The organism is Marinomonas epiphytica, from assembly GCF_054780655.1.
In genome coordinates, this window is sequence record NZ_BAAGVX010000033.1 from 212,461 (window position 1) to 224,822 (window position 12,362).

Consider the following 12,362-nt stretch of genomic DNA (forward strand, 5'->3'; position numbering starts at 1 on the left):
TATCCACGTGTTAAGACAGAATGCGCTGTTGGGTGCGCAGCGCCAATCACTATAAAATGCGAGCTATAGAAGAGGCCTGCTTCTTGAAATGTGTAACTAAGTTTTTAGTTAAAATTTCAATTTGCTCATAGTTATCACTTTCCACTAATTTAGTTGCAAAAATATAGTATTTTGGAAGCTCAGAAGTTTGTACCCAGGACGTATCCTTTAATTGAATCCAATATTTTTTTTGTACCTGTTTAGTACAACCAAGTAACCAAAGTTCAAATTGGACAAGTGAGTGGTTGAGCACCAAAGCAAACTTCAAGTGGCGTTCTTGTAACAAAGGGCTCTGTAAATAAAAATAGCTGTAGTCTAGGTAGCCATGTTGAACACTACCAAGCGAGTATGGATGAGATTCGTCTTTTTTTAAGATAGTGCGCGTATTTTGTAAGATTTTAACTAAGTCTTGATAGGTTCTCTGTAGCTCACCGCTGGCAAGTTTTTTTCGGTAAAGAATAATTCGCTGACTTAAACTTTGTTCCATCATCACACAGCTCCTTGTTACTTACTAGAATCTGAAAGTATAGTCGCAATGAATGAATTTTATGGTGGTGTGAACTACCCTCCCATATTCATAAGAGGGTAATTACGGTATTAATTAACGGTGAGCAAAAGCCGTTTTGGTACAATCTGAATCAATTTTTGATTTTTCTTCTTCAAGAATGTCATCAGTAAATTGCCCCATGAAGCAACAGCAAACCCCTTCACCTATCATGGTTCTTGGCCCCATAGGATGACCGATATGTTTATACACTCCATGAGAATGCCCATGATGGTGGTCATGTGAATGGCCATGATGGTGGTCATGTGAATGGCCATGATGGTGGTCATGTGAATGCCCATGATGGTGGTCGTGTGAATGCCCGTGATGGTGATCAGCTTGTGAAGCACCCTGAGTATCATCTTCTGGATCAACATACTCAGCATGATGGTGATGCACATCCACTTCACCTGCCGCCAATCGTCGCTTAAAGGAGTTCATTAAGGTTTCTTCCGTATTACGGCTGTAGTCTCCAGCCATAATTTCCTCAACGCGGTTTTGGAAAGCATCGATTACTTTGGGATGATCATTTAAATAAGGAGTCTGGATAAACTCTACATGGCTGTTCTCTTGAGCAACTTTATCAACATAGCCTTGTATACGCTTGATAAGCCGTCCAGTAAATAAGAAGTACGGAGCTACTACAATACGTTTGAAACCAAGTTTCAGTAGCTTCTCTAAACCGACACCAACAGATGGGTATGTCACTCCGGAGTACACTGTGTCTGCCCAGCCAAATCCCATATTTTCATTTACAATTCGAGTTAATTTTGCGGCTTCTGCATTAGCAGAGGTATCAGATGTTCCACGGCCAACAACGACCAACATGGTGTCATACAGGTTTTCCGGTGGGTTTTCAGGGTCTAACCCAAGGGACTCATAAATACGAGCTTGAAACGCATTTATCATGTCGTCTTGCAGTCCCAATTCTCTGCCATAGGTTACGGTTAAGCCGGGGTGTTTTTCTTCATAAGTAGTGAGAACGGAAGGGATATCGTTTTTCGCGTGAGTGGCAGCAAATAACATTCCTGGAATGGCATATATTTCTTCTACGCCCTTGTCCACTAGGCGGTTAAGGCCCATGTGTATATTTGGGGCAGAAAACTCTAAAAAACCATACTCTACAGGTAAATCAGGATAACGTGCTCGCAACCCTTCGGCCACTAAACCAAACTCCCGTTCTGCGTCTTTATCTCGGCTACCATGCCCGCAAATCATAATGCCTTTTTTACTTTGAGTTATATTGCTCATTCTCTCTCTCTGTTTATTGTCTCTTACGACGCTATTTTAACCTTCTATGGCTTTTTTTACAGCGACCTTCTGCCCAAGATCACTGCCCTTGCTCTTGTTGCTGATCAAGATCAAGCAATAGAGATTGAATCTGTTCTTGGTAGCCTTTCTCATCCTGCCACATACCTCTTTGGATGGCTTCCAATAGACGCTCGCCCATTTCTTCTAACGCATGTGGGTTGTTATCACGCATGAAGGCTTGATTGTCTGGGTCCAACAGCAACCGGTCTGTCACTTGCTCATACTGATAATCTGCCACTAGATCGGTTGTTGCATCATAGGCAAACAAGTAATCCACTGTGGCTGTCATTTCAAAGGCCCCTTTGTAACCATGAGTTTGCATGGCATCAATCCATTTAGGGTTCAGTACTCGGGAGCGTACCACCCGGTTCAACTCTTCTTTTAAAGTACGAACTTTTGGCACACTTGGGTTGGAGTGATCACTATGATAAACAGTTGGAGCTTGACCACTCAGTTCGCTTACTGCATTGGTCATGCCTCCTTGAAACTGATAGTAGTCGTCAGAGTCTAGAATATCGTGTTCACGATTATCTTGATTTTGAACCACGGTATCGAGCTTAACTAAACGTGCTACAAAAGCAGATTTAGCTTCTACTCCATCGCCAGAAGCACCATCGTAAGCATAGCCTCCCCAGTTAATATAAGCTTGCGCTAAATCCCCTTGGGAGTCCCAGCAACGCTCGTCAATTAATCCTTGTAAGCCAGCCCCGTAAGCTCCTGGCTTGGAGCCAAAAACACGATAAGAGGCTTGCCGAGAAGCCTGTTCAGGAGCAACGCCTTGCTGAATAAGCGCCTGTTTTTGAGCATCAACATTAGCACGAATCACATTGCCCACACCGGGCTCCTCAAATTCGGCAATGGCTTGAACAGCAGAGTCAAACAAGCGCATTACGTTTGCAAAGGCATCTCTAAAAAAGCCCGACACTCGTAATGTTACGTCCACCCTAGGCCGCCCTAGCTGCATACAAGACAGCACCTCAAAATCAGTCACCCGATTTGAACCTGGAGCCCAGATAGGACGCACTCCCATCAGTGCGAAAGCTTGCGCAATGTCATCGCCACCGGTTCGCATAGTGGCAGTTCCCCATACGGAAAGACCGAGGTTCTTCGGGTAATCACCTTCTTCCTGCAAATGCCGATCAATTAACGCCTGAGCCGACTTTTGCCCAATAGCCCAAGCAGCAGGAGACGGAATCGCGCGATTATCAACTGAAAAGAAGTTTCGCCCTGTTGGCAAGGTATCTAATCGTCCGCGTGTAGGTGCGCCACTTGGACCAGGTGGTACAAAGCCACCAGCTAACCCTAAGATGAGGGACTCAACCTCATTGTTAGCGCTTTGTTCTAACGCCTTGAGAACATGCGCTTTAGCATAGCTCAATAATTGTGCGGTTAAGGGTAATGGCTGTGCGAGTTCTGCTAAATCAGCATGTTCTAATAAAAAGGTTTTCACTAAACCGGCGGCTAGGGTTTCCAACCTCTCCTTAGTATCTGCCTGGGTTCGCCAACTCGCATCCGAAACTCTGACTAACATGCTAGGCCTTGGACCTTGCCATGGGGTTGCCAGACTCTCCATAGGATTAAAATCATCAGGGCCTGAAAATAAGGCGAGATCGACACTAATGGCATGCAAGATTCCTAGACCGCTGGGTGAGGTACTCCTTGGTAGACGCAGTAATGCAACCAGCGTATCTGCCAATTTATCATGATCAGGTAGCTCTCCAAGCCGGTGCAGTCCGTGACGAATTTGCGCTTCTTTTATTTCACACAAATACGTATCAAGCCCTTCTAACACGGACTCTTCATCCCCTTCTTTTACACCAGACAACTCCTCAATAAGATGCGAGCTCTGTACCTTTTCCAGTATTTGTTCTTTAAGCCAAGTTTCGCGACGTACATCCATTCCCATCGCTTGATAAAACTCGTCCACCAAGCTCTCCAATTCAGCCATTTCTCCATAGCTTTCTGCTCGTGTCATAGGAGGCATAAGGTGGTCAATAATAGTCGCTTGAGTCCGGCGCTTAGCCTGTGCGCCTTCACCTGGGTCATTAACGATGAAAGGATAAAAATTGGGCATTGGCCCTAGGATAACATCAGGCCAGCAGGTACTAGATAAAGCGGTTCCTTTGCCTGGTAGCCATTCAAGATTACCGTGCTTACCCACATGAACAAAGGCATCAACTTGATACACATGGCGCAACCAAAAATAAAACGCCAAATAGCTGTGAGGCGGTACAAGGTCGGGGTCGTGATAATTGGCTTGTAAATCTAAGTTAAAGCCACGGGCAGGTTGAACCCCGACAAAAGTCTCCCCAAGGCGGATGCCAGCGACCATAAGGCGTCGCTCTAATTGCCCGCTTCGTTGGATAGTGCGGCATTTATGGTCGTCCTCGGGCGCTCCCCAGCGTTCCCAAATGGCCTGTTGAGCCACCAAAGGCAATTGATAAAAATACGTTAAGTAATCTTCTAAGGCTAGGCTTTGCCAACAGTCTCTTTCATGAAGCGTGTTAGGGTTGTTGGTAACAGTCCCCAATAACGTTTCAATTAGCTCATTTCCTGTTTGCGGAATCTCTTCAATTGAATAGCCAGCTTCTTTTAATGCAGTCAATAAGGTAACCGTGGACGTCGGCGTATCCAAACCCACACCATTACCAATACGACCGTCTTTAGTTGGGTAATTTGCCAATACAAAAGCCACCCGTTTGTGGGCATTTGGCTTAGCAGCAAGCACAGCATACCGCTTTGCTAATTGACCAACAAAATTAGCCCGCTCTGGGTGAAGTTGATAGCGAATAAGATCAACCTGAGCATCTTGGTGATAATGACTTAAGGCTTTAAAACTTATGGACCGAGTAATAATACGGCCATCCATTTCAGGCAACACCACCTGCATGGCTATATCTCTATTTCGCAGGCCCTGGGTTTGCTCTTGCCAATCGTCTTGTGTACTTGTCGATAAGATCAACTGTAAGACAGGCAGATTCAATGCAAAACTGGATGAAAAGTCTGTAGGCTGGGAAGCTAAGTCTGGGCTGTCTACTCGATTTGCAGCAAAGCCAGTGGTATTCAAAATTAGGCTAACTGTGCATTGTTCACTAAGATCCTCAATTAAAGACACCGCCATACTGTCTTTTAAAGAATTGACCGCGACGGCAATGGGGACCAGTTCAAGCTTTTCCAATATTGCAAGTAGCTGGTCGAACATGCCGGTATTGCCGCTCTGCAGATGAGAGCGATAAAATGTGACCATAACGACAGGCCAATCAGCCTGCAATGCATCTTTAAAATCTTCCCGCCATTGTTTAACACTGGCGATTTTTCCCTTTGAGTAGATCAATGCCGAAGGTAGCACACTGGGTTCTTGCCAAGAGTAAGATTGACCAAAATACTGGTGCGCTAAAAAATAAAACAGTTGTTTGGTGTTGTTAGCGCCACTCTCTCGAAGGTAGCGCCATACACGGTGAGCGGTTTCTATCGTACAGCTTGACGCCGCCATTAAAGCGCTATCAGGAGTATCATCCCCAGGCACCACAATCAATTGACGATTAGGCTTAGCGGCCTGCCAAGCTTGTAAACGTTCGAAACCGTAAGCCCAGTAATGCTCGCCACCAAGTAAAGATAAGACCACCAACTGAGTGTCTTCTAGTACCTTGTCTTCGTAGAGGTCATAAGCTGCTGGCTTGAGCAACTGCATCCAGTTAGCCAAACGCACTGTTGGCAGGGTAAATTCTGAGTTAGGCTCAGCGGCAATTTCATCTAAGCCTTGCGCCAAGGCTCCAATTAGGCTGTCCGCTGCAGCTAATACTAGAATGTCCGCAGGAGTTTGACCAAGATCAACAATGCCTTCGTCATCTACAAATCCGCCCGGTTTTGCCGCCAATAAATGCACGAGTTTACTTTACCTTCTTTATACGCTGAGAGCGTCATTAAGGGCGTCTTCAATCTGCTGTTTTTGAATCCCTTTGCCAATGAATACTAATTGGGTGCGGCGTATTTCATCACTTTGCCATAGTCGGTCAAAATATCTGTCTACTCGCATACCGACTACCTGAAACACTTGTCTCATAGGTTTACCATTAACCGCGGCAAAACCTTTCACACGATAAATATTATGAGCTTCAACTAATTGACTCAGAGCTTGTTGTAACAGCTCAGACTCAACTTCGCCAAGCTTAATCACAAAAGAATCAAAATGATCATGGGCATGATCGTGTTCTTCACCATGAGCATGGTGGTGGTCATGATGATTATGAATCTGATCGATTCTTTCTTCACTGGCAGCATCAATGCCCAGTAGCATGTCTAATGCAGCTTCGCCATTTTCAATATAGGTAGTTTTAACTCTAGCCGGTACTTGGTGACCGATCACCTGCTGTACTGTCTCTCTTTCAGCTGAGTCCAATAGATCATTCTTACTGACCACGACAAGGTCGGCGGCACTGAGTTGATCGTCCAGCAATTCTTGCAAGCTAGGGTCATGATCTAGGCTATCATCGGCGAGACGCTGTTGTTGTACTTGTTCTTCATTATTAGCAAAGCGACCCGCCGCTACGGCAGGACCGTCCACCACTGTAATCACAGCATCTACTGTGCAGTGCTCTTTAATACCAGGCCAATTAAACGCTTGTACTAAGGGCTTGGGCAAAGCTAGGCCACTGGTTTCAATAAGAATATGGTCAATGTCATGACGACGGGCCACCAGCTGTTCCATCACAGGTAAAAACTCTTCTTCTACTGTGCAACAAATACACCCATTAGCCAGTTCATAAAATCCATCATCAGAGCGTTGTACGTCGTCTTGGCCATCTTCACAATCTAGTGGGCAGGAACGTAACAAATCAGAGTCTATGTCTAATTCACCAAACTCATTCACTATTACAGCGATGCGCTTTCCAGCGGCTTGCTTTAATACGTTAGATAACAAGGTGGTTTTACCACTGCCTAAGAATCCAGTGACTATGGTTGTCGGAATTTTATTTAATTGCATGATGAGTCCTTGTTGATCTTATGAATAGGTCGAAAGATATGAGCTTGAGACTTATCGTATAAATAAGAATCTGCAAACTCGTCTGTGTTAAGCACCTGGCCGACTAAAATTAAGCTGGTACGCGTAAACTTCTTAGCGCGCACTTTTTCGACTATGTCAGCCAGTGTGCCTGTCACGTAGTCTTGATCAGGCCAACTGGTGCGATAACACACCGCCACGGGGCAATCGGCGCCATAAAATGGCAAGAGTTCTTCGACTATTTTATGAATTCGTGTCACACCAAGGTGGATTGCTAAGGTTGCTCCACTTTGCGCAAGAGCTGGTAAACGCTCCCGCTCTGGGAAAGGGGTTTTCCCTTCATAGCGTGTCATAATAACGGTTTGCGACACCCCTGATAAGGTCAACTCTTTTTTTAACAAGGCTGCCGATGCCGCAACAGCGCTGACTCCGGGAATCACTTGATAATCAATGTCTAGTGTTTCTAAACGACGAATTTGCTCGCCAATTGCACCGTATAGTGCTGGATCACCACATTGCAGCCTAGCCACGTCATGGCCATCTTGGTGGGCTTTAGCAATGACCGCCGTGGTCTCATCTAAGTTCATTTTGGCCGTATCATAAATGGCTATCGCTGTGTCTCTAACACTGTCGATTACCTGTGTCGGAATTAATGAGCCAGCGTATAAAACAACGGGACATTTTTTCATTGTTTTCACCGCTTTGACTGTCATCAAGTCAGGATCACCAGGCCCTGCACCAATAAAGTAAACTGTCATGTCCGCCTCTTAGAGTTTTTTCGAATAGCCACGTGGTGTATAGATCCACTCTTTTGCACCATTCAGAATATGCTTGCTGTCACTGTTACCAACACTCACCATGGTGAACATATCCACATCCTTTGCGTCCAAAGCCCCTAGCGTTGTGAAGGTGATGTCTTCTTCTGGGCGTGTTAATTGACGACCAATCATGACAGGCGTAGTAGCTGGGCGGTATTGCAATAAGACGTCCCTAGCATGGTTAAGTTGCCAATCCCGTTTTTTAGAAACAGGGTTATAAAAAGACACAACAAAATCCCCTGCCCCGCAAGCATGAAGGCGTTTATCTATTGTTTCCCATGGGGTAAGTAAGTCAGACAATGAAATGGTACAAAAATCATGACCTAACATGGCACCAACTCGGCTTGCTCCTGCTTGCATGGCCGAAATACCAGGGATAACGTCTATCTCAACATCAAGCCATTCAGGGTGCTTCTCTTTACCCTGCAATTGTAAATCCAACAATTCAAACACCAAGGTTGCCATCGCGTAAATGCCAATGTCGCCACTTGAAATTAATGCTGTGGTCTTGCCTTGTGCGGCCAAATCCAAGGCCAGCCTTGCTCGGCTAATTTCTTCGCCAAGGGGTAAATTATGAAAATTCTTTCCTTGGCTTAGCTCACCTAATAACTCTAGATAGTAGCCATATGCAACCCAATCACTGCAAGCTGCAAGTGCTTTAGTGGCTTTGGGCGCAACCAACTCAAGGTCACCAGGCCCCATGCCCATTACGAATAACTTGCTCATTTTCTCTCTACATAAATTGTGCGCATCAGTGCGCGAATGGGCGTATTGTACACTTAATATAAGTATTACGGAGTCAAAAGCCTCACGTTAAATTGAAGATTGTTCAGCTAATAAAGCAAAAAACATGAAAACCTATTTTTTTACACTCAAGCTTTTGACACCTTAGGATAAAAACACGTATATTCTCCCCCATCGGAAAATTCCGATTTCGTTCTCGGGGCGGGGTGAAATTCCCCACCGGCGGTAAGGAAATATATTTCTAAGCCCGCGAGCGCCTACCAACACACCCTTGGTAGGGTCTAGCAGATCTGGTGTGATTCCAGAGCCGACGGTTATAGTCCGGATGATAGAGAGCGTGTCAGACAAGACCTCCAATCGGGTTAGTACTTCTGTGCTTACTCGTGCTATAGGTATGCCAGTGTATTCTGGTGTATTTGCCTGTCCGTTCGCCCTGATTCACCTTTTGATATTTAGGAAGTTAACATGAATCAGAGCTCAACGAATTTTACTCCTGCTACTAAACGCGTTGCATTTCTTCACGCAACTTGGCATGAAGACATTGTTTTAAACTGTTTAGAGGGATTTAAAAAAGAGTTACTTTCACGCGGCTATCAAGCCGATCAAATTGATGTCATTTCTGTGCCTGGAGCATATGAAATTCCATTACAAGCCAAACTGTTAGCCAAAAGTGGCCAATATGATGCCATTGCTGGTAGCGCCTTGGTGGTTGATGGCGGCATCTACCGTCACGATTTTGTTGCCCAAACTGTATGTAACGCGCTGATGCAAGTACAGCTTGAGACAGAAGTACCGGTATTAACGGCTGTTCTAACCCCTCACAATTTCCATGAACACGACGAGCACAAAGATTACTTTACTCGTCATTTTGTGAAAAAAGGTTTAGAACTGGCTAATGCTTGTGACCAAGCAATTCGCTTAACAGAGGCGGCCAAAGCCCTATAGGCCCAAAGCAAAAGCCGCTTTACAAAGCGGCTTTTGCTAACATTATGAGTATCTTGCTTGAAGTTGCGTCAACAACTCCTGGTCATTGCCGTTTTTTATGTCACAAATACTGATCATATCTTCAACAAAGTAGCTCAAGGCCCGTTGCTCTATGGCCTTAATTCCCTCCTGTAGATCACTCTTTAAGTGAGCGTATTTAGACGCCGCGCCAAAATCACCAAATAAAATATGACAAGTCTCGGGATCAATCAGCACATTGTGGGCGTACAAATCCCCATGACTCACAGCACGTTCCGCAAAGTGTGCTACCAGACCTTCCATTTGTTCAATAATGTCATGCACCTGCTCAACACTGAAGCGTTGCCCTTGAGTAAAGGTATCACGAGTACAGCTGGCTAAACTGGGTGGTTGCCCCAAATTGATATAATGAGGTGGGATCAACTCCATGACCAAAGCCGCTCCTTCTTCTTGGCCTATTTTTGCTAATGGCGTCACCAAATTTGGATGACTACCCGTTGCCAAACATGCATCAAGCTCATCTTCAGGAAATCCATCGCTAGTCAACTCGCCTTTAAACACCTTCACTGCTACTTGCTCAGGAAAGTTCAGACTATTATTTACCCAACTTGCCTGAGAGATCACCCCCGAAGCTCCTTGTCCTAAAACTTGTTGCAACTGTAAATCTGATCTCTTAACTTTTACAAAGTCATCGTGTTGGTCTCTAGGGGCACAAAAAGGGTTACCAGAGAAAGCAAACCAGGCTAACTTTGGCAGTTTCAATACTACTTCAGGAAAAGTAGCCAACTGGTTGGCTGACAGTCGAATCAGTTCCAGATTATGACAGTTTGCTAAGCTAGCAGGTAAAGAAACCAGTCGATTACCCGCTAGGGCAAGTTTTTGAAGACGCCGACACTTACCAATGTCACTCGGTAGTTCATTTATCTGATTATCCGTAAGAATCAACCAGCGAGTTTGCTCAGGTATGGAGTCGCTACTGACCTTGCGAATCTGGTTCGCCTTAAAACCAATCATTTCTAATTTAGGACATTTACCAAGCACTTTTGGTAAGTGAGTAAACTGGTTATTAGAACAAAACAGAATGCGTAAATTCTTCAACCTATCTAGGTCATCAGGCAGTGACGCTAATTGGTTATTCGACAAATCTAGAATTTCTAGCGAATCCGCCAAATCATAAATAGCCGACGGAAAGTGATTGAGGTTTTCTGCAAGCTGCAAACGAGTAACACCTTGTAATTCACCATTCTGTAAGGCTTCTAATGTATGCACTGAGTACCCTTATTGTAAAAGGGCGAGATTATAACCTGCTAACTTATGCCTGTTCTACCAGGCGCGCTATCAAGGCTCAATAAAATCAATTAACTCGTTCCCTCATTGCTTGTTTTTGTTAAGATGACTTTTTAGTCAATTATCCATACAGAGACAACATGCAAGACAAGCTACGAAATTCTGACCTTTTTATTTATCGAGCTCTTTTAATCCAGGTCCCTATTTTACTATTCAGTGGCTTGCTAGGCCCTAAACTCATTGGCTTTTCTTTAATTAGCGCTTTAATGCTCTTTATTCTGACCCAAGCTTCCTACTCGCTGTGCAAAGGCCGCCCTATTTTTTCTGTTTTAGCAGCCATCATTATGATGCTGTATTCATCCGCATTAATTCAAAGCCAGCTTGGCATGATCGAAATGCACTTTCACGTATTTGTTGGCATGGCGCTGTTTCTAGTTTACCAAAGATGGCAACCCTTCCTAGCCGCACTACTGACCACAGCGATTTACCACATTAGCTTTATGTACTTGCAAATGGCGCAAGTTAGTCTGTTCGATATTCCGCTAATGGTGTTTTCTGGTCCTCATCATATGGGGGTTATGCTTGTACATTGTGCTTTTGCAGGAGCAGAAGCCATTGTTCTTATGTATATGGCCCAGCAAATGAAGAAAGAGTCATCCGCCAACTTAAATATTGCTAACACCATTCAGCAAGTATCCACAACGAAACAATTGTCTTTACGCATTAGCGACCCTAAATCAAGTGCTGAACAGGCCCTAAACACCTTATTAAATGACTTAGCGGCACTATTTGCTGACTTTCACAAAATTGCAGACACACTAACTAACACCAGCCAAAAAGTTGGTAAGATCAGTCAGCTAACCCAACAGCATGTGGAATCAAACCACGTAAGCTCAAGAGCTGCGATTCATTCCGCCGAACAAGTCACCTCCTCTATTAAAACCGTGGCTGAGCACAGTCTAACCTCTGCTACGAATATTAAAACTCTTGAACAAGCAACATTAGAAGATAGTCTGCAAGCCCATGAAATTATGAAGGATATGCAGCTGTTGGCCGATGACACTCAAGCCATCTCCAATTCTCTTAGCACTCTTACTTCCGATGTAGACAGCATTAACCTATTACTACAATCCATTCGTGATATTTCTGAACAAACCAATTTACTTGCTCTAAATGCCGCTATTGAGGCAGCACGAGCAGGTGAATCTGGACGCGGCTTTGCGGTAGTGGCAGATGAAGTAAGGACCTTAGCTCAGCGTTCAAGCGCCTCCACAGATGAAATTGAAAAAGTATTGGCAGACCTAAATAACAGCGTACAAAAAACTGTTGAATCCATTCAATCAGGCACACAAAGAACAGAAGTCAGTGTTGAGCATACCCACACCATTTCAGATGACCTAAAGAAAAGAGCCCAGGATGTAAGCGGCATTGCCAGCTCCAGCCAACACATCGCCACCGAAACCCAAGAGCAAGCTAGCCACGTTGAAGATATCAGCAATAAATTGAACGACAACGCTGATACCATAACGGAGCTACAGGACCTTATGCGCCAATTAAGTCAAGATTGCATAGACATCCAACAAGTAACAGAAGAATACAGCCACAAAGCCAGTACATTTAAACACTAGATACAATAACCGAAGGGGGCTGCTTT

At 44.6% G+C, this 12,362-nt stretch carries 9 protein-coding genes and 1 riboswitch; of the genes, 2 read left to right on the forward strand and 7 right to left on the reverse strand.

Going from position 1 to position 12,362, the window contains the following annotated elements; genetic code table 11:
- Positions 1-49: 49 nt before the first annotated feature.
- The 6 genes from ACYVGZ_RS11290 to cobJ all read right to left on the reverse strand — a co-directional run bounded on the left by ACYVGZ_RS11290 (position 50) and on the right by cobJ (position 8,440).
- Entirely contained in the window at positions 50-529 is a 480-nt protein-coding gene (locus tag ACYVGZ_RS11290) for a DUF7000 family protein (RefSeq protein ID WP_460755449.1), read from the reverse strand.
- A gap of 111 nt (positions 530-640) precedes the next feature.
- The gene (locus tag ACYVGZ_RS11295; RefSeq protein WP_460755451.1) at positions 641-1,834 is read right to left on the reverse strand and encodes a sirohydrochlorin chelatase; all 1,194 of its coding nucleotides are present in this window, start codon (positions 1,832-1,834) and stop codon (positions 641-643) included.
- A gap of 79 nt (positions 1,835-1,913) precedes the next feature.
- Entirely contained in the window at positions 1,914-5,780 is a 3,867-nt protein-coding gene (cobN, locus tag ACYVGZ_RS11300; protein WP_460755454.1) for a cobaltochelatase subunit CobN, read from the reverse strand.
- Positions 5,781-5,798: 18 nt separating this feature from the next.
- Positions 5,799-6,878, reverse strand: a complete 1,080-nt coding sequence (gene cobW / locus ACYVGZ_RS11305; protein ID WP_460755457.1) for a cobalamin biosynthesis protein CobW — start codon at positions 6,876-6,878, stop codon at positions 5,799-5,801.
- The gene (gene cobM / locus ACYVGZ_RS11310) at positions 6,869-7,654 is read right to left on the reverse strand and encodes a precorrin-4 C(11)-methyltransferase (RefSeq protein ID WP_460755460.1); all 786 of its coding nucleotides are present in this window, start codon (positions 7,652-7,654) and stop codon (positions 6,869-6,871) included. Before cobM ends, cobW begins: the two co-directional genes overlap by 10 nt.
- A gap of 9 nt (positions 7,655-7,663) precedes the next feature.
- Entirely contained in the window at positions 7,664-8,440 is a 777-nt protein-coding gene (gene cobJ, locus ACYVGZ_RS11315; RefSeq protein ID WP_460755463.1) for a precorrin-3B C(17)-methyltransferase, read from the reverse strand.
- Between the two features lie 206 nt (positions 8,441-8,646).
- Positions 8,647-8,799: riboswitch (FMN riboswitch) on the forward strand.
- A gap of 124 nt (positions 8,800-8,923) precedes the next feature.
- On the opposite strand from cobJ, the gene ACYVGZ_RS11320 reads away from it, so the two are divergent.
- Positions 8,924-9,403 carry a 6,7-dimethyl-8-ribityllumazine synthase gene (locus ACYVGZ_RS11320; protein WP_460755466.1) on the forward strand — a complete coding sequence of 160 codons (480 nt, stop codon included), beginning with the start codon at positions 8,924-8,926 and terminating at the stop codon, positions 9,401-9,403.
- A 42-nt stretch (positions 9,404-9,445) separates the two neighbouring features.
- Here the strand turns inward: ACYVGZ_RS11320 and ACYVGZ_RS11325 are convergent, their stop codons facing one another.
- The gene (locus ACYVGZ_RS11325; protein ID WP_460755469.1) at positions 9,446-10,690 is read right to left on the reverse strand and encodes a leucine-rich repeat domain-containing protein; all 1,245 of its coding nucleotides are present in this window, start codon (positions 10,688-10,690) and stop codon (positions 9,446-9,448) included.
- Between the two features lie 158 nt (positions 10,691-10,848).
- On the opposite strand from ACYVGZ_RS11325, the gene ACYVGZ_RS11330 reads away from it, so the two are divergent.
- Complete coding sequence (locus ACYVGZ_RS11330) at positions 10,849-12,336, forward strand: methyl-accepting chemotaxis protein (RefSeq protein ID WP_460755471.1); 1,488 nt, start codon at positions 10,849-10,851, stop codon at positions 12,334-12,336.
- The last annotated feature ends 26 nt before the right edge of the window (positions 12,337-12,362 follow it).